This window comes from Paenibacillus protaetiae (assembly GCF_004135365.1).
Classification (GTDB): Bacteria; Bacillota; Bacilli; order Paenibacillales; family Paenibacillaceae; genus Paenibacillus_AP; species Paenibacillus_AP protaetiae.
On record NZ_CP035492.1, the window covers coordinates 2244573 to 2267205 of the forward strand.

20 protein-coding genes are annotated in these 22633 nt (G+C 41.0%); 3 read left to right on the forward strand and 17 right to left on the reverse strand.

The features are described from left to right. Genes ET464_RS10335 through ET464_RS10360 form a run of 6 tightly spaced genes read right to left on the reverse strand, consistent with a single transcriptional unit; the run spans nt 1 to nt 5074 of the window. Complete coding sequence (locus ET464_RS10335) at nt 1–732, reverse strand: TadE/TadG family type IV pilus assembly protein (RefSeq protein ID WP_129440635.1); 732 nt, start codon at nt 730–732, stop codon at nt 1–3. Continuing rightward, on the reverse strand, nt 704–877 hold the full coding sequence (locus tag ET464_RS10340; protein ID WP_129440637.1) for a Flp1 family type IVb pilin: 174 nt from the start codon (nt 875–877) through the stop codon (nt 704–706). Before ET464_RS10340 ends, ET464_RS10335 begins: the two co-directional genes overlap by 29 nt. 41 nt (nt 878–918) lie before the next feature. Further along, the gene (locus tag ET464_RS10345; protein WP_129440639.1) at nt 919–1806 is read right to left on the reverse strand and encodes a type II secretion system F family protein; all 888 of its coding nucleotides are present in this window, start codon (nt 1804–1806) and stop codon (nt 919–921) included. A 13-nt stretch (nt 1807–1819) separates the two neighbouring features. Further along, the gene (locus tag ET464_RS10350; protein WP_208543847.1) at nt 1820–2728 is read right to left on the reverse strand and encodes a type II secretion system F family protein; all 909 of its coding nucleotides are present in this window, start codon (nt 2726–2728) and stop codon (nt 1820–1822) included. Beyond that, nucleotides 2725–3972 carry a TadA family conjugal transfer-associated ATPase gene (locus tag ET464_RS10355; RefSeq protein WP_244226490.1) on the reverse strand — a complete coding sequence of 416 codons (1248 nt, stop codon included), beginning with the start codon at nt 3970–3972 and terminating at the stop codon, nt 2725–2727. The genes ET464_RS10350 and ET464_RS10355 overlap by 4 nt, the downstream gene beginning before the upstream one ends. After that, the gene (locus tag ET464_RS10360) at nt 3956–5074 is read right to left on the reverse strand and encodes a P-loop NTPase family protein (protein WP_129440643.1); all 1119 of its coding nucleotides are present in this window, start codon (nt 5072–5074) and stop codon (nt 3956–3958) included. Before ET464_RS10360 ends, ET464_RS10355 begins: the two co-directional genes overlap by 17 nt. Before the next feature lie 394 nt (nt 5075–5468). On the opposite strand from ET464_RS10360, the gene ET464_RS10365 reads away from it, so the two are divergent. Then, entirely contained in the window at nt 5469–5666 is a 198-nt protein-coding gene (locus ET464_RS10365) for a paeninodin family lasso peptide (protein WP_129440645.1), read from the forward strand. Nucleotides 5667–5785: 119 nt separating this feature from the next. On the opposite strand, the gene ET464_RS10370 is transcribed toward ET464_RS10365, so the two are convergent. Genes ET464_RS10370 through ET464_RS10385 form a run of 4 tightly spaced genes read right to left on the reverse strand, consistent with a single transcriptional unit; the run spans nt 5786 to nt 9314 of the window. Further along, nucleotides 5786–7582: an ABC transporter ATP-binding protein gene (locus ET464_RS10370; protein WP_129440647.1), complete on the reverse strand. Its 1797-nt coding sequence runs from the start codon at nt 7580–7582 to the stop codon at nt 5786–5788. 18 nt (nt 7583–7600) lie between these two features. Further along, nucleotides 7601–8092: a lasso peptide biosynthesis B2 protein gene (locus ET464_RS10375; protein ID WP_129444266.1), complete on the reverse strand. Its 492-nt coding sequence runs from the start codon at nt 8090–8092 to the stop codon at nt 7601–7603. Nucleotides 8093–8097: 5 nt separating this feature from the next. Next, nucleotides 8098–8391 (reverse strand): lasso peptide biosynthesis PqqD family chaperone, encoded by a 294-nt coding sequence (locus tag ET464_RS10380; RefSeq protein ID WP_129440650.1) that lies wholly within the window; start codon nt 8389–8391, stop codon nt 8098–8100. Further along, nucleotides 8391–9314 (reverse strand): aldolase, encoded by a 924-nt coding sequence (locus ET464_RS10385; protein ID WP_165279972.1) that lies wholly within the window; start codon nt 9312–9314, stop codon nt 8391–8393. The genes ET464_RS10380 and ET464_RS10385 overlap by 1 nt, the downstream gene beginning before the upstream one ends. 137 nt (nt 9315–9451) lie before the next feature. Here ET464_RS10385 and ET464_RS10390 point away from each other — a divergent pair, with 137 nt between their 5' ends. Together ET464_RS10390 and ET464_RS10395 are read left to right on the forward strand one after the other, a co-directional pair. Beyond that, the gene (locus ET464_RS10390; RefSeq protein WP_129440654.1) at nt 9452–10591 is read left to right on the forward strand and encodes a Kelch repeat-containing protein; all 1140 of its coding nucleotides are present in this window, start codon (nt 9452–9454) and stop codon (nt 10589–10591) included. Nucleotides 10592–11373: 782 nt separating this feature from the next. Next, the gene (locus ET464_RS10395; RefSeq protein ID WP_129440656.1) at nt 11374–13554 is read left to right on the forward strand and encodes a pectate lyase family protein; all 2181 of its coding nucleotides are present in this window, start codon (nt 11374–11376) and stop codon (nt 13552–13554) included. 118 nt (nt 13555–13672) lie between these two features. Here the strand turns inward: ET464_RS10395 and ET464_RS10400 are convergent, their stop codons facing one another. The 7 genes from ET464_RS10400 to ET464_RS10430 form a co-directional block, all read right to left on the reverse strand. Continuing rightward, a complete protein-coding gene (locus ET464_RS10400) occupies nt 13673–14830 on the reverse strand; it encodes a nucleotidyltransferase domain-containing protein (protein ID WP_129440658.1) in 1158 nt (385 codons plus the stop codon). A 43-nt stretch (nt 14831–14873) separates the two neighbouring features. After that, a complete protein-coding gene (locus ET464_RS10405; RefSeq protein ID WP_129440660.1) occupies nt 14874–16208 on the reverse strand; it encodes a UDP-glucose dehydrogenase family protein in 1335 nt (444 codons plus the stop codon). After that, nucleotides 16205–17173, reverse strand: coding sequence for a glycosyltransferase (locus ET464_RS10410; RefSeq protein ID WP_244226492.1), 969 nt, complete (start codon nt 17171–17173; stop codon nt 16205–16207). Before ET464_RS10410 ends, ET464_RS10405 begins: the two co-directional genes overlap by 4 nt. 137 nt (nt 17174–17310) lie before the next feature. After that, nucleotides 17311–18690, reverse strand: coding sequence for a sugar phosphate nucleotidyltransferase (locus ET464_RS10415; RefSeq protein WP_129440664.1), 1380 nt, complete (start codon nt 18688–18690; stop codon nt 17311–17313). A 12-nt stretch (nt 18691–18702) separates the two neighbouring features. Then, nucleotides 18703–20190, reverse strand: coding sequence for a lipopolysaccharide biosynthesis protein (locus tag ET464_RS10420; protein WP_129440666.1), 1488 nt, complete (start codon nt 20188–20190; stop codon nt 18703–18705). Nucleotides 20191–20291: 101 nt separating this feature from the next. Next, nucleotides 20292–21491 carry a glycosyltransferase gene (locus tag ET464_RS10425; protein WP_129440668.1) on the reverse strand — a complete coding sequence of 400 codons (1200 nt, stop codon included), beginning with the start codon at nt 21489–21491 and terminating at the stop codon, nt 20292–20294. Continuing rightward, entirely contained in the window at nt 21425–22606 is a 1182-nt protein-coding gene (locus ET464_RS10430; RefSeq protein WP_129440670.1) for a hypothetical protein, read from the reverse strand. Before ET464_RS10430 ends, ET464_RS10425 begins: the two co-directional genes overlap by 67 nt. Between the last annotated feature and the right edge of the window lie 27 nt (nt 22607–22633).

Genomic DNA, 22633 nt, shown 5'->3' on the forward strand with positions numbered 1-22633 from the left:
TCAGGAAGCCGGAGCCTCTTGCCTCTTGCCGGTATAGGCTGCCAACACTGCGCCTGCATCCTTTTTGGTAAATAAACCTTTGCTCCACTTTGTCCCGTAATAACGGGCTATATCTACACTGCGAATAAATTCTACCGGATCTACGACATTGGCAGAGGCTGCCGCCTCTGGCTCCTGCTTGCCGAGCATAGTTTCAAGGATGGGCATCGTCACCGGCAGCAAAAGCTTCACCTGCACTTCCCGATGCATGATGCCCCGGTTGTAAAATGCTTGTCCCTGAAACAGGGGCTGCATATCCTCCAGCCATTGGGATGCCTGGCCAAGCTTCCGCAGCGCAAGCGAAGCGTTGTCCTCCGGCTGCGCTTTATTGGCGTCAGAAGACGGAATCGTCAGCGAGTACGGCGCGCTTTCGGATTTCAATCCAAATACGGATTCAAGCATGCCGTCATCACCAACGCGCCAATAAAGGCTGTCATAACTCCCCGCAGGGGCGATCCCGGTAGCCGCCTCGCGATGGCTGTTATCCCAGCCGAATGCGGCGCGTTCCGCCGTCATGGCAGCCGTATCGTACAAAATGATTTTCTGGTAGGCGTATACGCCCAGCAATATAAAACTTAAGACAAGCAGCAGCAAAAGCGGCATTACAACCGCTGATTCGAGCGTAAAGCTTCCCCGTTCGCTGCCTGCCAGATGTTTCAGCCGGTTAATCAAAGATACTGTCCGCTTGATCATCCGCTTTCCCCATCAGTTTTTTGACCAGCTTAATAATCCAATCCTTAAATAATAAGGCGATAATAATGACCACCGCGATAATTAGAATCACTTCCAGCGTCCCTAGCCCGGACTCCGACCGCCAAAACTTCCCCAGCTTTTTCATGATCTTCTCTCCCCGCTACTCAATAATAAAAATGTAAAAGTTCACATCATCATGACCGCCGGAGCAGCCACCAGCACCATTAATGAAAGTAAAATGCCAACCAGCGGAAAAACAAGCTTCGAAGAGGCTTCTTCGCCGCGCGAACGGGCAACAGCCTTCCTCTTCTCCCACAGGCCGTATGATAATTCGCGCAGCGCAAGCGTAAAATGTTCGCCGCCCCTGCGGTAATTCAGCAGCAGCACCGTTGTAAATACCGAAACTTCCTGTACAGCGCAGCTGCGGTTGAAACGTTCAATCGCCGTGCTAAAGGAATCCCCGTTCTGAAGCGCCAACACGACGGTGCGCCATTCCCGGTACAGCGGATGCTGTTCCGCATCTTTGCCATCAAGACAGCGTGCCATAGCCCGCAGCGTCGTTTCCCCTGCGCTGACGAGCAGCAGCAGCTTGCTGATCGTCTCCGGCAGCTCCAGCAATATTTCCTGCTTGCGCCGCTCGACTAGCCGCCCCGCCTCCATAAAAGGCCGAACCGCCAGCAGCAATCCTGCGATAAACCCAATCAATATCAGCAGCAGCTCACTTGTAATAACACTTAAAAACGTGCAGGCTGTAACAGCCGCATAAGCGTAAGCAACTGCTTCCGCAACCTGAAGTTTGGTCCGTTCAAGCGTCCAGCTTCTGCCTTTTAGCACCAGCAGCTTCGTATGGCAGCTTCCAAGCTGAAGCTGGAAGCGATCATAAAGCGCCCATCTTTCCATCGCTTCATGAAACGGCTGAACGAGCAGCAGCTCTTTAAAAGCGTGCCTGCTTCCCGAACGGCCAGCAGCCTTGTTCCGCGCGGCACTGTTTAATTGGCGGATAGCAGCCTGTAAAGCACGCCGGCCGCACAAGACCAGCCATAACACCGTCAGCAATAGCGGGAATACAATCATTCGCGACAGCCCTTTACACCCGAATGTTCATCATTTTGCCGATTAACCAAAACAGAAACAGAAGAAACGCAAGTATAAGCGTCAGCAGCAAATACCCCGCGCCGCTGTAGAGCGGAGCCATATAGTCCGGAGCAGCGACTCCCAAAAAACCAAGAAAGACAAAAGGAACCGCCATCATAATGCGGGCTTCCAGCCTTTTTTGCGCAACCATAACCGCAATCTCCTGCAGGACGTCCAGTTTTTCGCCTATCGTTTGCGAGGTTCTTTTCATAACTTCAATCAGATCGCCGCCAGAGCGCTTACACGCTGCAAACACATCGGCAAATTGCTTCAAATCATCAATTCCGGCCCGTCCGGCCAGACTTTGCAAAGCCTGCTCCAGCGGCTCCGCATTGTCCAGCCGGTTGCGAATCACTTGAAATTCCACAATCAGCTCCGTACGGGGATCCGGATACAACAGCTTTAAATCTTGCAGGGCGGCCACAAAAGCGTTCTCAACGGATCTCCCCGCAGCAAGCGAAGAGGTGATCGAATACAATGCCTCCTTGAATTGCAGCTGAAGCCGGTTTTTCCGTTTTTTTAGAAGCGACTGCCTGTACAGCCTTGGCGCTGCAAAGCCGGCCACACTCAGTACAAGCGCAATCAGCACATTATGATAAAACAAATATGCCGCCGCAGCCGCTATTCCGCAGCCGGCCAGCAACGACTGAGCCATCTGCCTGCGTGTCAAGCGGTATTGGTTATAATCAACCAGCTCCCGGTGCCGGTCTTGGCCTGTTTGCTGCTCTAAAACTTCGCCGAACCAATACAGCTTTAATTGGGATAGGCGGCTGGTACACTGAGTATTGGATGGAGGACGGCCACTGCCCCCGCCGCGGATCGCCCGAAGCTTCCCCGAAACCGGCTGTTCCCCGCGGCTCATGACGCTGTACTTCCTTTCATGCTGCGGTAAAGACCCGCCATCTGAAGTTTCTCTGTATGCTGCAGCCCATCGCCGATCGGCTGCAGACTGCCGATAAGACGCCCGTCCCGTTCCCCTTCCTCCTCGAAACGATAGAGCGTGTTTAATTGGATTTCCCCCTGAACTACGCCCAGCACTTCACATATTTCCGTAACCCGCCTGGAACCGTCGCGCAGCCTGCTCAAATGAACCAAAATATCCAAAGCGGATGCGATCTGCTGGCGTATAACCGGAATCGGCATGTCCGCCGCGCTCAGCGTCATGGTCTCCAGCCTTGCGAGCATATCCTTGGCGCCATTCGCATGCCCTGTGGACATACTGCCGCTATGGCCGGTATTCATAGCCTGCAGCATATCGAGCGCCTCTCCTCCCCGCACTTCGCCAACAATAATGCGGCTTGGGCGCATCCGGAGCGAAGCTCGAATCAATTCACGAATCGTAATTTCTCCTTTCCCTTCCGTGTTGGCATTCCTTGTCTCCAGCGAAACCAGGTTTGGTACCGTTCGAATCTGCAGCTCGGCCGAATCCTCGATCGTAATGATGCGCTCGTCCGAAGGAATATACTGCGAAAGCGCATTAAGGAAAGTCGTTTTGCCCGTACCTGTCCCGCCGCTAATAAACAGGTTATATTGGGCTGCTATAAGACTGCACAGAAGCTCGGCCGCTTCCTCTGTCAGTGTCCCGAGCTCTACAAGCTGATGAACCGTAAGCGGTTTGTCCGGGAATTTACGGATCGTAACTGCCGGCCCTCTTAACGCAATCGGAGGCAAAACGACATGTACACGTGAACCATCCTTCAGCCTGGCGTCCACAATAGGAGCCGATTCATTCACTGCGCGGTTTACGCCCGCCACAATCGTCTGGATCAAATCCTCCAGCCGCTCCTTGCTTTCGAACACCATCGGCAGCTTGGACAGCTTCCCGTTGCGTTCAATAAATATTTCCTCATGATGATTAATCATAATTTCCGTGACGGTAGCGTCCTCCATAAGCGGCTGCAAAATATCGAGTCCCCGGAACGAATGATACAAACGTTTTACAAGCTTGACCTTATCGCCTGCCGTTATCGGATTGCGTTCAGACCATTGAAATACATTTTTTTCAACAAGCCGGATCAAACCATCGTCGGATAATGCACCGCTGAAATCAATCTGCTGCCGGATGCGCTCCCTCAGCTCCAGCACCGTCTCATCGCTGAGCAGCAACCTCCATCCCTCCTTTCGCCCATGCTGTAAACAGCTTCTCCACCGCTGCCCGGTACAGCGGGCTTTCCAGCGATTGCGCCGCACAAGCATGCCGCCACTGCCGGATATCCGGCAGCTCGGCAGACAGTCTGCAGGATGGGGGCAAAACAAGCGGATGCCTGACATCCGCCTGGCTGTTCACCCATTCGATTTTGGGCTTTATCCGCTGAAACCGTTCGGGCCATTGCTGCTCTGCGTAGTGAAGCGCCAGTTCATTTTTGCTATGTGTAATTCCGTCTGTATTCGTAAGCCATGCGACCCGGCTGCTCAACTCCAAAAGCGCCAGCTTGCTATCGTCCATACGTTCATCCGCTTCAATGACAATATAGTCATAACCGGCTTTCGCAATGGTTTCGACCAGAGACGAAATATGGGAAGCGCCAAGCGTCGTCCGGTCCTCCTGATTGCTCCAAGAGTCCATGTAGGCTGTTCTCCAGTAAGGATGGCGTACCGCATGTTTTACCAGCCATTCCGCAGCTTTCTCCGCATTCGCCTGCACTTCATACAGCAACTGTGACAGTCCTCCCGCGGCTTCCCCGCCTCCGGAAACAGGCTGCAGCTGAACAGCGGAACCGTTCCACTGCTCCAAATTCAAATAAAAAGGCTGCCGGTTATGAACAGCTGCTGCTTGCGCCAAATGAAGGGCAAACGTCGTTTTCCCCGTCCGTCCGGCTGCAGAGCATACTGTTACAACCGTCTGGCCGCCCGCTGAATCCGTTCGTGCCAGCCCCTCCGATTCCAGCATGGCGGCAAAACCTCTGAGCAAATCAGGGAGCGGCTGATACTGCAGCAGCTGCGGCATCCGCTCTTCCGTGCGTAGATTCGCAACTAAAGACGCTGACGGAACATTTGCCGGCAAATAAGGTTTTGCAGCTTCCAGCAGCGGCGGCTGTGCAGCCAATAAATCAAGCGGATAACCGCTTTGCAGATGTCGGATAAGGGCGTCCGGCTGCGTAAATACAAGCAGCTGCCATTTCTCGGCAAACGGGCTTAAGCGCACATACTCGACAAGCCGGCGTGCATATTCCGCTTCTCTGACCGCAACCGCAATTTGATAGCGCATTAGTCAACTGGCACCTCCTCTGGTCATATACGAACACACAAACGCAAAAAAAGCACCGCCAAGGATACAGCTTTAAGCTGCATGCCTTAACGGTGCTTCCGTTCGTGGTAAGATTTGAGACAAATTTACCATGTGTTGGATGGGATTGTCAATAGATTTACAGAAGACACGACGAATCGTCAACGGGGTGCCAGAATTTGTTCAACTTTTTGAATTTTTCATGAAGCAGCATAGTTACATTTTGTATCATCTGTGATAATATGATTATAGCAACTCCAATAGATTCCTGCCTTAGAACTAATATCTTCCCTCCTGTATAGACATAAGTACTATTTTTCCCCTGAGGTAGTTTCTATTTTGGAAGCGCTTCATCCACTATTAAGGAGATGGGAACATGCACAAAAAGGAATGGCTGTCACCCGAACTGGAAGTCCTTGATGTAAGATCCACTATGTTTGGATTTGGCGGATTTGATCCCTTTGGCAAAGGACATGGTAATGATCACGGCGGCGGTAAAGGCCATGACAAACCCGGTCATAAACCTGGAAAACATCCTGGTGGAAATCCATGGAATACGGATGATCCATCTTAATTTATCCCGAAAAAGAAAGCGCTTCCGTTCATTGGGAAGCGCTTTCTTTATTTCTAAAAATTAGAAACGGTCAAACGAAGGAAGTCCTGGACCCTCTTCGTTTGACCGCCTTTTTGTCTCTAAGCCCCCGTTTGATAATTAAGCAGCTGCTTGAAAACTCCTTTACTTTCTTGGGCAAGCTGCTCATACCCGCCTTGCTGAATAATTTCGCCCTTCTCCAAAACAATAACTTGATCAGCGTGGCGAATCGTAGAAAGCCGGTGAGCAATTACGATAATCGTCATTTGACCTTTAAGGCCGTCTAAAGCCGCTTGAATCCGGCGTTCATTTTCGCTGTCCAATGCGCTGGTTGCTTCATCCAGTACCAGAATAGCCGGCTTCTTCAAGATTGCTCTTGCCAGCACGATACGTTGGCGTTCCCCGCCCGACAAGCGGATGCCGCGATCCCCAATTACCGTATCCAGCCCATCCGGAAGATTGCGGACAAACTCCTCGGAAGCCGAAAACCGCAGCGCCTCCCACAACTCGCGGTCAGTGGCGTATGGGTCAACCAGCTTTAAATTTTCTCTGATGCTGTCATGAAATAGAAACGGATCTTGCGGGACATAACCAATTGCGCTGCGTAAAGCAAGCAGCTGCTGTTCTTCTAGCAGTGAACCTCCGGCATAATAAACCTGGCCGCTTTCGGGATGAATAAGCCCCATTAGAAGATCAACCAGCGTGCTTTTGCCAGCTCCCGATTTTCCAACGATGGCGGTCATCTTTTTAGCAGGTATATAAAGATTGATAGCTTTCAGCGCATAATGGGAATCGTTCGAATTATACCGGTAGTACACATTCGTGCATTGAATTGCTCCCGGTTCTGGGCGGCCGGAACTTCCCCCGTGTGAATGACCCGGTTCTTTCTGCTCTGCATAATCAGCTTGAAGTTCTCTGACGGTGCGGAATGCAGAGAAGCTGGCATATAATTGTTCAAAATTGTTTTGAATGCCAACGAATCTTGGCCATAAGCGGGAAAGGATTAATACGGTAACAATTAATTGTTCCGGAGAAGTATAAAAAACATTTAAAGCTAAATAAACAAAACCGGCAATCAATACTAATGACGCTAATTTATAAATAAGCTGTGATGTCGTGTTCATCTTGATCATCTGAATTGCATTATTTTCCATATTGCGACTAATTTGGTTAAACCAATAAATATGCGGCTGTTCTAATTGATTGCTTTTAATATCCTTTATACCGCTGAAATGATCATAAATTCCGGCATAATATTTTTGCGAAAGTTCTGTTGTTTTTTCACCAAGCCGCTTGGATTGATGCATAAATTTTCTTGAAAATAAGGCAAGCAAACCGCCAAACAGAAGGACAACAGCTGTTAGCAAAGGGGAAATCCAGCATGCCAGCCCAATCTGAATCGCTGTAAACGCAAAGGATAAGACCATTTGAATCGATAAACCAACGGCATACGTCACACGTTCCATTTCATCTGCAAGCACTTGATTAAAATCCGATTTTCGTCTTGACAGATAAAATTCCCATTTGGCAGAAAGCAGCCCCCGGTAAAGCTCATTGCGAAGCGTTCGAATATAAGCCTGCATCATGCTTGCATTCATTACGGTCTGCTGTTTCTGCAGGATCGCTTGTCCTCCCACCACAACGACGTAGATAGCAAGAATGACAGGCAAGTGAACGGGAAAATGCAAAGACTGCATATATGCCAGCATGGATGATACGACCGGTATCTGGTTAACGCTCTGCATCCCAATAACTTGAATTGAACCTAATAGTGGAATAATGAAATAAATGCCAATTCCATCCAAACAGCTGATTATAAACGTCATTACCAGCGTAAAAAACAGCTTAAATCCGGAAACTTGGTAAAATCGCCGGACGAAATAAAGTAGATCCTTCATGGGATCGCTTCTCCTTCATCATTCTGAAGCACGCTGCATGTTTCTGGAAGCCGCCTTCTTCCCGCCGGCCGCCTTGCCGAAACAAGCGACTACTGCATACCGTTCCAATTGCTCGTTGCCTGTTACATAATAGCTCCCGCTTCTAAGCCAAGCATGTGCAATCATAGTTCCCTTGTCGTCGCGACCGCTTCCCATATAAAGCGTAGAGGAAATTCCTCTTCGCTCCAGCATCTTTTGAGCTGCAACCGCTTTCACCATACATTGGCTTTCCCACCACGTATAACGGCTCATCGTATACAAAACCTTGGTTATCTTCCTGAGCACTATTTCCTGTTCCGCTCCTGCGCGGTCAAATGAGGTCTCTGTCATACGTTCTCCCAGTGAGGAAGAAGCTTTAGCAAAAGGAACCATTTTAAATACCCGGCCCCAAGCCAAGTAGAAAAAAGCCTCTATAAACAGCAGCTTCAGATCAAAAGGATAGCGGTTGAATCTGCGCAATCTTCGCAACATCTTGCTCATCCTGCTTGAACTTGAACAAGCCCTTCTCCAAGAAGCTGCTGTAAAAATACCGATACTTGCTGCCTGCATTCTTCAAATCCAATCTCATATTCGGCAACCAGATGAGTGACTATCGTCTCTATCGTACTTGGGACCGCAACAAGCTCCCATATCCGTCCACCGACCGCTCCCAAGTTATAATACTTGCCGTTATCTATGCTAAGCATCACTTTCTCTCCGTTCATATCACTGGCAAGAAACCCTTGGGATTGTACAATAATTTCTTGTTCTGAAAACGATAATGTGCTCATTACAAAATAACCTCCTCTTTTTGGATTTCGTTTACGATTTGTTGAACCAATTCAAACGCTGTAAAACCTTCGGCCGGGCGTATCAGCCGATAAACGGGTACTGCAGCCGCAAGGCGAGCGATTTGTCCGAAATGCCATTGCTGCAGCTGCAGCATATGGATAAGCTGAATGCGGTAAGTATGCACATTTAAAATATGCAGCCCTTCCATCTGGCTATAAGCAAGCAGCGCAGGCTGCGAATCCTCTGTTTTGGATAACTCGAATATTCCTGCTAAAGGAAGCGGACTCGAGCAAAAATTGTCTCTGATTGGAATAGCAAACTTATTCGCTCTCTGGTAGATCGAGCTATAGCCGTTAGCCTCTCGTCCAAAATGATCAAGACTTGCTTGCCACAGCTTCTGCTGCGGATAGGACGGATGTACGACCGGAACGTCATCGGCAGCGTCCATACGGACGGCAATTACATCGTCCGTCAATAATGGGTAACCCCTAGCAATAAAAGCAGCCGCTAATGTCGACTTTCCTGCCCCAGATTCGCCAACGACGGCATAGGCTTTCCCGTTTATTGTGACAACGCTGCCATGCAGCGGAATAATCCTCCTCTGCATAAGGAGAATTCCTATACAGGTACCCAGCAGGAACAAGCGAATTTTGGCTTCATCTGCTCCGATAACCGGAGAAACCGTAATTCGGCTTCCCGATGAGATGCAATAAACTGCCGCTTCCGGCACATAGAAGTAGAAGTCCGTATCTTCAAGTGAATAGTAACCGCCTGCAAATCGGTCGAGTGAAACTTCCTTGCCGTATTGAATTATTACATCGAATTTTTCGATGCCAGTCTGCTCTTCCGCTTCCTGCAGTTTGATATCGCTTGTTACAAGCAAACCAAACAATTTATATGTAAATGCCGCTATGTTTGTCACCCCTTTTTATTTATGATACAATATGTAACAATAATAACATATTCGACACGTTTTGTATACAAAACGTTGCAGCATTTTTTCTAATTCAGGCTCCTGTTCGATGGTCGTTTTCATCCTAAATTGGAGGGATACCAGGTATGCTTGTTAACAAATCGCTTATTGTTTTGTCTGGGATCACACTCTTGTTATCGGCTTGCTCACAGCCGTCCCAAATTTCTCCCGTGTATGATACAGCAGCAGCCGTAACTGAAGTTTCCCCTTTACCAACCAGCCTCGTCCCTGTAAAATCTAAGCCTTTGCCGTCTGCTTCTTCCTCCCTAAAAGACGTAACGAATCATGTCGAAATGCTAGGTAGCCCCTTCAGCAACAAACCTTTATATGCAAGAAACGTATGGGACATGCAGTTATTTGATCATCAGATCTATTTCGGGTATGGCAACAGCAGCAACAGTGATCCCGCTCCGAATGCCGGCCCAATCCCTATCGTTTATTACGATTTGGAACACCGCACCTTTAATGCCAATTCCGGCATTATAAGCACAAGTACAAACGCGACTAACGGCAAAAAAACAATCAAAAAAGCAGCGGATGAAGAGCAAATTGATACATTCAAAATATTGAATGGCACGCTTTATTTTCCGGGGAACGATGCAAGAGGAGAAGGATGGGATTACGGAAATTTCTATCGCTTAGAGAAAGACGGCTGGCATAAGTACCGAAACCTTCCCGGGGCTGTCCACGTTTTCGACATGGCTTATTACGAAGGGAGCCTCTTTGCCGCAATTGGTTCCGATAAAGCGGAAGTTCTGCGATCGGATGATCAAGGCTTAACCTGGAAAAGTGCTGGGAGTATTCCTCATATGGCTAGAGCTTTTACATTGATACCGTTTCAGGGAAAACTGTATGCTTCTGGGGGGATACCCGTTTCGTCCCGTTCTTCCGCTGATATTACCTTGCTCTCGATAAATGAGCACAAACAAGTATCCTTTATCACAGTACCATTGTCCACATTAATGCCTCAGATCCAGCCTGCAAATGTACAAGGCAATTTAAGAATAGCAAAGCCTGTGGAATGGAAAGGCAAGCTGCTTTATATTTACGGAGAAGTTCAAAACGATATTCAACTGAAACCAAGAGGACTAGCTTTGGCAACAGAAGCTTTTAAGAATGTAAAGCCAATCAAACTGCCGGATCCCGATACTGTTCCGAGAGATATTGTGGCCCGCGATCAGCTAATTTACCTACTAGCTTCCAATAAGCAAAAGGATGGTTCCTAGAACCCGAACTGACCCTCGTAATTTCATTGACCATCATATGATTAAAGTCCGATTTACGCCTGCTTAGGAAAAATCTCCAATTGGAGTTTAGCAATCCGGAATACGTCTCGATACGGAGTGACCGGACATATTGCTGCAAGATCTTCGTATTCATAACAGTCTGGCTGCGCTGCATGAATGCCTGGCCGCCAACGATAAGAACATATATAGTCAGCACCAAAGGGAGATTTAATGTAATACCATGCGATTCCAAGTAAGAAGTAGCTGAGGCAATCTGCGGTACACTGCTTATGTTCATTTGGAATATGCCAATAACACTCAGCAGCGGAACGATTAAATAAATGCCGATCCCGTCCAATAAGCTTATGAAAAAAGATTGGAGCATGTTGAAATAAAGCTTAACCCCGTTACCCGCCTCATTTTGGAAATAAAAAAAAGGATGTCTATCATGGTAATGGCTCCTTTATATAATTGCTTTGAATTGATACATTTAGTAACAATATTATCACCAAAGATACAAAAAGTATAGCAATAGTTACTATTGTTGTTAAAAGAAGAGTCAAATCCGAAATACTTTATTTATTCGCAACCATTAAAATGAATAAAAAGAAGACAATTTTAAATTTAATAAATTCTAAGTTATTTTAATTAACTATTAAGTTAATGACTATAATCCCACTTAAAAATATTTTCTATAATAAAATACGCTTTTTGGATTTAGTCTTATTTTTGGTAACACTCATTGTGTTCATAGAATATAGTAAGAAATAGGAGGTGGGAAAATGGATAAAACTCAAGCAATGGGGCTATCAGCACTGGGAAAATCAAACGAATTAAATGTACAAGAGATTACTGAGTCACTGAGAAAAGTCGATGATGAAATGATACAGAGAGGTTTTAATATTAGATGGTTCGGCGCTGACCCAACTGGTGCACAAAGTTCCGTAAAAGCGGTCACTGATGCACAAAATGGAACTACAGATACAATCTATGTTCCTAAAGGTGTGTATTTAATTGATCAAGATTTTATTTTTTTAAGTTCCAAAAGATATGTATTTGACCGTGATTCACGTTTTAAAATTGCTAATGGTAAAACGCTAACAGTTAATAGTGCAATAAGTGCCTATGAAAGTGATTGGATATTTGATATCACGCTAGGTGGAACAATCACAGGTACTCCTCAAGTAAGAGAAATATATCCTCAATGGTTTGGTGCAAAAGGGAATTGGAACGGAACTACTGGTGCGGACGACACTAGTGCAATCCAAGCAGCTTTGGACTTAGCAAACTCAATGAAAGCATTTGTTCATTTTCCTGTTGGGATATATCAAATTTCCAGAACATTATATCTCGGAGCAAATGTATATATTTCAGGGTATATATCAGGTTTTTCCACGAATGGCTCATGGGACACCATTTCATTTGCCTCACTCATATTTACTAACTCTGATCCCAACTCTTATCTATTCACTGGTAAAAATGGTATTACTGGGGGTCAGATGATAGTTAGGAATATTGGAATTTTCACAGGTTTATCATACAATACCGGAAATAAAAAAAACATCTTACTCTATAAATACGATTGCCAAAGACACTCATTGTTCGAGGGTGTACAAATTGGTTTATTTGACTATGTGTTTTACCAAGGGTCATTTAGCATGGCATCAAGAATTCAGTACTGTGAGATTAGAAATATTGGCCGTGCTATATTCAACGGCGGCAACATTGTTGATGCGTATTTTTATAATAATTACTTTCACGGACACGGTACAACCTACACTGATACGAGTGGAAAAGAACAAACTGTATCCTGTGACTTTATTCAAAATCCTTCAACATTGGCTATGTGTCAATTTTTGAATAACTGGTTTGAGTTTTTTGACTACGGGTTTAAGGTTAATTCTATGGAACAGTGTACTTTTGTCGGTAATATTTTTGACTATATATATAGAGCATTTGATAAAGTAGGAATCGCTTGCACTTTATCAGGAAATGTCTTCAACCACTGTAACAAAGAGTCTATGGTAAATCATAATTGGTGGAAAAGTACCAATGGATTAACTGATAATGATTGGCGAACTATTATTGTAGGAGGTCATTCTGGCATATCGATTGTTGGAAATGTTGCTGGTGCTGTTGATACATTTATTGATATTATTGGTGGTAATGGTGCTATTAAAGATATGTACTCTTCTGGAAATATGATCAGAACTGATAATACACTTAGTGCTATAGATCCAAATCGGATTATTAGAGTTAGTGTAGGAATCACCAGTTGGCTTCAAGAGGGCCATATGACAAATATGAAATTAGAAGAATTAAATGACACTTTTCATTCTGTGCCACCACAAACAGGATTGTTTCCAGGCAGGCGTGTAATTGTTAATGGCAAATCATTGACTATGAATACAAGTTTTAAATGGGTAGATAAAGATGGAAATCAATATGGATATAATACAAAAAATTTAATTCCTAAATTTAATGATCCTGCTTGGAATATAACTGATCACAGATGGGTAATAGTAGATACGAATGGTTATAAACTGAAAGTTAATGGATATACAACTAGTGGATGGCCAGAGATCATACTTACAATTCCGACTGCTGAGGGGAAGAAGTATCGGTTTAATACAAAAACATCTTATTTCGCAAGTGATAATTCCCACAGAAATATAATTGAAATTTACTTGTGCAGAGATAATAATAGAGTTATAACTTATTATTATAATCAAAATAATGGAAGTTATGAATTCTCAATCCCAAATGGAATTAATAAAATACAAATCGCGTTAAGGTGCAATACAACTACTGAATCCTCACTTACTTTTTTCTTTGACACATTGTTTTTGAGTGAATATTCTAATCTTAATTACGGGACTATTCTAATATCTGAAAAAGGGGACAAATTTCTAAAGTATATTGATGCTTTAACTAACACTGAAATTACTGAACCATATGTATAAAGCTTCTTTAACAAATTGTAAGATTATGACCAAATATATACTCTTTTTTATAAATTACTAACAAAAAACTAATGAGCTGGTTTCTCTTAACCAGCTCTTATTACATTTTAATTTTTGGTTAAATTACTTCACGTTTCATTCGTCTCCAAAACCATAAAAGCGGCCTTAACGGATAATAAAGAAAATGAAGTTTTTGGGGCAGTGGGAGCATTAAATAGTCTTTATAACTGGGATAGATGCTATCAAGTGCAAACCAAATTTTTTGTTTAACCGATAACAATATGCAATTATATTTCTTGTGTGCGTCCAGTATATTTTTATCTGATATTGTTGATATATCTATCTTTTTATTGATAAAGAAAAGGGAACTATTAGCCAATTTGTATGATCGGTGGTCGTTAATCAGAAAAAATAATTGTTGAGGGACTTTTGTTGAATATAATTCAGAACACAAGAGAAGAGCCTGCCCTCCTAAATACTCACTTCCATATTCTAGATAAACTAACTTTAATTTTTCTGCATCTACCATTTCATTACTAATCATTTGATCTATATCTTGTAGCCATCTTAGCCGAAACCAACCATGTCTGGCTCCGTGTATTATTAGATATATAAATAAATCTTCTTGACTTAAGTAATTGATGGGATTTCCAGATAAAGAAAATGTTATACGGCGCTTCCACAGTAGTTTAAAACTAATACCTCGCACTCGAGAACTCATCTGCCAATGTAGTTCAATCCGAGTCTGAGTTAAAGGGTGATAATAAGAAATGTGATGTTTTTTTCTCAACATCCATCTCTTCGTTATTCTCTCATCATTGGATACATACCCTAAGCTCAATAAAACCTCTTCCGCTTCAAACAAATGCTCGGGATTAACAAGTATATCCAAATCTTTCGAGGTACGAAGCGATATATCTCCATATAACATAGACGCTAGAATAGGTCCTTTTAACAAAATGGAATCTATTTGATGATCAGAAAAAGACCGATTTATTTTCTCTAAATCGGAACTTAATTTCAGCATATTGAACCCATTCTCAAAATATGACGCTTGAAGTTTTGCCATAACTGCAGGAGGAACAGCAGGATTGTCAAGCTCTTTTAGTTTCACATATAGAACCGGGTATACTCGGTGATGAAATGCCAAGTTTATAAACTCATCCCAATCAATATTAAAAAATTGATTATGGTCAACTAATTTTGAACTAATAATCTTCAATAGGAGAGATAATTCTTTCGTTATATTTTGAGTCTCAGTTAAATTGTTTGCCATTCGATATCCTCCATTGCTTTTCTGTACGTCTAGACATTTAGGATCAAGCTATTATTGGACTTTGAGCTTTAGTCCCCTGGCTCATGCTTGGACGACCAACCGAATAATAAACAAACGGAGTTCCATTTAATTCTTCTTCCTGAAAAATATTACGTCCATCTATTAGATTGGGGGACTTAAGCCAAGTCTGAATATCAGGTAATGGTGTTGATTTAAATTCCTCCCACTCAGTAAGAATACATAATGCATCAGCATCGTGAGCGGCTTCCATGCTACTGCTGCAATACTGAATGCGCGGATCGTCAAGTCGGTTACGGAAGTTATCCGCAGCTATGGGATCATATGCTTTCACATTTGCCCCCAGCTCTAAAATGGCCGAGATAATTTCAAATGCCGGAGCATCACGAACATCATCCGTCTCTGGCTTAAATGCTAGCCCCCATATACCAATCGTACATCCTTCCAAATCCCCAAGTATCTCCTTAAGCTTACGAATTACGTTAAAACGCTGATCATTATTAACATCAACAACTGACTTAAGCAATTTAAAATCATAGTCCATTTGACCAGCAATTTGAATTAACGCCTGCGTATCCTTTGGAAAACAAGATCCACCATACCCAATACCGGCTTTTAGGAATGCTGAACCGATACGGTGATCCATTCCCATACCAAGCGCTACTTTCTCGACATTTGCGCCCACCTTTTCACAAATATTAGCGATCTCATTAATAAAAGAAATTTTGGTGGCAAGGAATGCATTCGATGCATACTTAATCATTTCCGAGCTGCGGATATCTGTAATAATGATTTGGTCCGTTAATGGGCTGTGCAAATCCCATAAAACTGCAGCAGCTCTCTCGCTTTCGGTTCCTATAATAATACGGTCCGGATTTAACGTATCTATTACAGCCGACCCTTCCCTTAGAAACTCAGGAACGGAAGCAATATCAAAAGAATACGTTGAATATTGGGAGATTATTGAGCCTACTTTTTCATTTGTTCCAACAGGAACCGTACTTTTGGTGACGATTACTTTATAGCCGTTTATTGCTTCCCCGATCTGCCTTGCTGCTTTCTGAATATATGAAAGGTTAGCTTCACCATTCGGCATCGAAGGAGTACCGACTGCTATTATAACGACATCTGTCTGCTTTACAGCCTCATTCAAATCTGTTGTAAAGGTAAGACGATTTAATTCTTTATTACGGTCAATTAACTCTTTTAGCCCTGGTTCATAAATTGGCACAATGCCATCATTCAGCAAATTGATCTTTTCTCTTGATATATCCACACAGGTAACCTCGTTACCCAGTTCCGCAAAACATACGCCAGAGACAAGCCCTACATATCCCGTGCCGATTACGGAGAGTTTCATTCCACCCACTCCTTAATGATTTTCTCTATGTAAGCAGATATACCGCTTAAATTCATTTCATTATCCAGTTGCATAGTTGTACCTGGATTCACCTGAATATCATTCAGTCTGCTTATTCCTTTTAATGAAAACCAATCTATTCGGCAAAACGGATACTCTCTTCTGTATAATGCATCTACTGTATTGTAATCTTCCGAAAATTGTTTTCTATCCACCAGCACCAGTGGTTTGCTTGCTACTACCGCTTCGCTTACTGTACCCCAGCCAGGTTTACTAATAACCAAATCAGAAGCTGCAACATAATTTTGGGTTTCCAAATATGTATTAGGTATTCTTATTACATTTGAGCCTTCTATGTTCATATTCGAAGAAACAACAAATAGACATGAGGAGTCATTCCAAATCATCATGTCTTTAAAGTCTGTAATGGTAACCCCCAAACCAACTGCAAATAAGATAATCGTTTTATAACTTGTAGGATCCAACTCTGCCCTTAATCGATCAACCTCTGCCCAGTTTGGCTTACGGCTAAAAAAATTAGCTCGTAATTGGCCAAATCGCCCCCAGTTAGGCTCGTTTACTCCAACACCTTCGTACTGTATGAAGTAGTCCATTTTTTCGTAAGCATCATACAACGGCTGCAGCATTTCATTCGAAAAAAGTTCTGCATAAGCGGAATACCATGTGAAGTTTGATAACCCAATAGTTGGAATCCCTAGTTCGTGAGCTGCTGCAATAGGAATGGCAGAAATATCTGACATCACTGCTGCTGGTCTGACAGAGGACAAGTATCTCATTTCTTCTGAAACTTGTAGAGGTAACTCATCAAGTGTAGTTCGCAGTGTATGATTCATTGTTTCTAAATCAAGTTCAAACGTTACCGTATTTACGATGTAACCAAATTCCAACACACAATTTCGAAATATAATTCGTTCGTTACCATACTCCAATAACGATTCCCTCAAAAAAGGCAGCACCTTATTGGAGCAAACGATCATTTGATAAGAGGTATTCCGATTTAATAGCTCGCGGATAACGGATATGCTTCTGGATGCATGACCATACCCATAGTCCGAGATATAGAAACAAATTGTTGTATACATTATCCATTGCCTTTAGTGACTTTCATACAGCGTTCGGACACGTCATGCCATGATGTGAACAATTCCATAACCTGTCCCGTATCCTTTCCGCTTTGAACAATGATCATTTCGAGATCACTCACTGCTCGAATTGTGTGCAACGTCTTTGTTGGGATGTGCAGCACATTACCTTCCCCTACGACCATATAGTTGCCATTTTGTATAAATTCACCCTGGCCTCTTACAATCGTCCATACCTCTTCATGGTCCAAATGCATTCGATAACTCAGGTTGTGGCCTTCTTTAACAGCCACTCTTTTTGTTATAACAGTTCTCTCATCATTGTATTTTTGATTATCTAATATTCTGATCGTTCCCCATTCTTTTTCTTCATACATTGGGCCTTGATCATAATTGATATAATCTTTTATTCGAGGACTTGTGCTTTTATCCGTAACAAGAATACCATCTGGACTCACCGCTACCACTACATTGGATAACCCAAGGATGGTAACTGGAAGCTCAAGTTCATTTATTAGATGAGTATTAATGCAATCATCACTAATAATCCCTTTTCCGATTTGCTTCTGCTTCATTTCTTCCGTCAACGTATTCCAAGTACCAAGATCCTTCCAATAGCCATCATAAGGGACAACAACAATATTATCCGTCTTCTCTACGACTTCATAATCAAAGCTTATTTTAGGTAGTGTATGGTACTGCTCAGATAACTGTTCATATTGAATAGGGAATCCATTCTTCAGCAAAATTTCAATAAGGTATCCTAATTTAAAAGAGAATACGCCACAGTTCCAAAAAGCATTCTGTTCGATTAAGCCAACAGCTGCTTCTTCGGAGGGCTTCTCCTGAAAGTGACTGACTTTTAGCGCTCCATTATTTTCGAAATAACGCTGATCCGGAATGATGTAGCCATACTTGCCGGAAGGATATGTTGGTTTAACACCAATAAGGGCTAAGTCCGCACCAGTAGTCTGTATGATCTTTTCTAAGCTTTTTACGGTATAAAAAAAGTGGCCCTCTACATAAGGGTCCACTGGTAATATAGCTATGACTTCTTCCAAACTCACTTTGGCAACAGAATATAAATATGCAGCCGTTAACGCTATTGCAGGAAACGTATCTCTACGATCCGGTTCAATGATAAGAGGTACTGTAGATCCAATTTGGCTGTGCATCATCTCAATTTGTGATTTCCCGGTAGCTATATAACTGGATTCGGCTAACCCAAATTTGTCGATTTGCCCCCAAACTCGCTGTACCATTGAAACGAGCTCCCGGTCATCGTTTTCGAGTACTTTCAAAAATTGCTTTGACCTCGCATCATTTGATAATGGCCAGAGACGCTTTCCTGAACCGCCTGATAACAGAACTAGTTTCATCCATACCTACCCCTATAAATAATTTTTTTGACTTTTTCTCAACCGGAAATTGGCGTATTTATTTCGATAACGGTTTGGAACCATTGGCATAAGAAACTTTAACTGTTTCGTCATTACCAAGCCAACAATAAAGGTAACTAAACAAGCAAAGAACTTATAGCCCAACGAAGCAAATACATTATTTTCGGGGATATTTTTAATTAGTAACATAACAACACACATCAGCAAAACTATAAATACTTCTGGGGTATTTTTCTGTAGAAATCCTATTACAGATTTATTGAAGCCCTTCCCTACTAAATAATAATATTCTATAAAGTATTTAATAATAAAACTAATGCTCACACACCAGGACAATGTCATAATGTCTTTACTTAATACCCCGATAAAAATCATTACAAGTTGAATAGGTACAAAGCGCGTGACGCTCTTAAACATTAAACTTGTCATCCCTAAACTCCTGTAGATACTGCCGCAACTTGAAGAGGTCATCTGAAACCAAATTGAAACCCCAAGTGCGGCCATACATGGTACTGTTGATTCCCAATTGGGACCATATATTATATTGATCAATTCATGAGCTGAGAAATAACAAAACACCGAAATAAAGATCCCCATTAAAGATAACAATTTATATACCTTTAAATACTTATCAAATATGTATTCTTTATTATCTTGATGGTCTGACAATATTGGATGCAAAATTGGTGAAATAACATGAGTTAAGTTCATAACAGGATAGAGCATCAGGTTGTATGCTCTACTGTAAAATCCTAATGCTGCACTGCTCATAAATTTTCCTGTTAGAAGACTATCTGTATTTCGAGCAAAGTAGTTTATGATATTGAAGCCAAAATCATAAGCAGAAAAACCAAGTATTTTTTTTACACTTGAGAATTTAAACTTCAATTTGAATTTTAGTTTCGTGCTCCAGATATTTAAGAGGTATGTTACGGAGGATAATACCAAAGATTGAACAACTAAGGCATAATATTTATAACCATAATAAGCTAAAATTATCGCTACTACATAGCTTAGAACCGAAATAACAATCGTTCTGATCCCGGCAAGCTTAAATCGTTTTTGTTTCATTAATATCGCATTAGGTATGATATTAATCGTGGAAAATAGTACTGATATAGATAACAAACTACCGACAGGTATAAACACATCATTGTTATAAAACCAAGAAATCGGATATGACAATAAAATAAATATTCCCATTAAAGCAATACCTGCATAAATGGTCATTGAATAAATATTATCGATGTCATCAGACTTCAATTGTTTATTTTGTATAACTCCCGCCCCTAAACCCATATCTGAGAGCAAGACAAAAAAACTCGTAAATACAAGTATAATGGCAATAATGCCGTAGTCATTTGCAGTAAGAAGACGTGCCAGAATAGCATTAGCAATGATTTGCAAAATGATATTTGTATATCTGGCAGTTATATTGATGAAAGCAGCAGCCTTTAATGAAATCTCATTTTCTTTCATGAATTCACCTTTGAATTTTATTTATTAACTTTCATCACTATTCTCTTTATTAGAAAAAAGAAATTAAAAACATCATATTTCATAAATACAATTCCAATTACTTACTCTAAAATAAATTTCATCTTCATTTCCCATGAAAGATTATTGCAAGCAAATAGGCGCATTACATTAGAATAATCTTGTGACTGGTTTAACTTATCATAAAATTCAATAATGCTTACAATATCAATGGCAGATTCATCAGCAGGTACTTTTTTTCTATAAATGAATTCGCTTGGAAAATCACTATCTTTTAGAGCAGTTACAAAAGGAATTCCTCTCGCACAATATTCACGGATTTTTATAGAAGTGTCAGCATAAACACCTACTCTATGGAATCCAAGGTTTCCAACAGCAATGTCCATTTGATCAAACAAATCGTCTAATTTTTCTCCTACTAATACCCCGTGAAATGTAACATACTTACCTAAATTATGTTTTTCAACTAAGTCTTTCAACGGTTGCAGGTTACCATTACCTACCATATGAAGACTTACTGTTCTATAATTATTATTATTTTTATAGTAATTATTCAATCCTTCAATAAGTCGATCATAGCCATGCCAATAATCAAATGTAGCAACGCAAACCAAATTAAAATTCTGATGATCTGCATTTCGTTTCATCCTTATATTCTTGCTGTTCACACCATTTGTTGTAAATATATATCCTTTTTTATTTAATCCTTCTTCAGCAGCTATGGCAACATTTCCTGTTAAATAAGTGCTTATATATTTATGCATAAAATTATTAAAGCTTAGTTCTTTTTCTTTATTTTTTGAATATGTAGGTATCTCCCAATATATTTTATGATTTGATTTAGAAATAAATTTTATGAATTTAACAACATCCAATGTTATTGGTTGTATATTTCTAATGTAAACTGAATCAGCTGACCTATAAATAATTTGTTTTTGAGCAAAGTTTAAAAACTCTTTTAATCTGATAAAACTGGAGATTTTCTTAAAAATTCTTTTGTGATTTTCATTATACAAAGCAAATTTTGTATACTTTTGTGATATGATCTCTACCAGAACTTCATTAATTACTTCATATAATACAACTGAATCGTTTCTTGAAATTACCAAGAATGATTTAATTCCTATATTATCAATGGCAATGCACTGTTGTTTTATTTTATTTAATATTCCAATAATATCTGATTCTTCTCTCAGAAAACAAATATAAATATTTTTCATACTAAGACCTCTTTTTCCATCCTTATTTTTATACTTGTTAATATTAAGGTCCACACTACCCATGAAATTAGTACTCCTGGAATAAACATTACATTCTCGGCCCCTGAATAAAATAATAAAACCCACAACAATATCATAGATCCAGTAATTTTTTGTTTCATTAAAAAAACAAAAATAATAAAAATATTACAAATAAATATTATAATTCCTATTAATCCAAATTGTATAACGTTAGTGACATACCAATTATCTGAAAACGTAAGACCATCAATAACATATCTTAATTTGGATACATTTATTGGAGCTATCCCAAAAATCAATCCATTATTCTGAGATAATATATCGATGTTTTGAACTATACTCGAGCTTCTTCCGCTGGTACTATTAAAAAAATCATTATAATTGAATTGCAATAAATATATAAAAATTATTGGAGATATAATTGAAAAGAGGATAGCTACACGCAATCTAATATTTACATATGATATTATTCGTGAATATAAAGCCAATATAAAGAAAAGAAGAGTACTCAATACAGCAGTTCTGGATCCAGTTGCTAAAAGAAAAACTAGCATAATTATAATTATTGCCGGATACACAGCTTTAAACTTTAAGTTCAATTTATAACCAAATGAGAGTAAAATTATTTCTAAAAACAAATACATACCTGCGGTATTGGGATGGGAGTAACCAAAACTAGGTCTATTTTCTCTTATACGATTAAGAATCCAGAGATAGTCTTCAACTTGAATCTCAAAAATATGAGTTGCCAAATTATATAACAGCAAAATACTATTCCCTATTAAGATCATATTAAAAACATTCTTAAAGTTATACATATTAACATAAGAAACTAAAATATATATAGCAGCTATAAAAATCAAAAACAATATTATATAAAAAAGATTACCTATGGGGTCGTATTTAAAAATTGTTAACCCCAATATAGGGGATATCGTAAAAGCACTAGCAAATAAAAAGAATATTATTTTCAGATTCATATTAGAGTATATTTTTTTCTTACTTAAAAGAAAAATAAATATAATAATAATAAATGGTAAGTATTGAAAAAATGTTAAAATGCCTCTCATGTTAACAAACTGATTGCTAAAGGGGATTAAAGCGATAGAAAACAATAACAAGTTATCAGTTGTTAATACATTTTTATTGTTTTTCATAGTTTTCTCCATAGTATTTCTAAATAT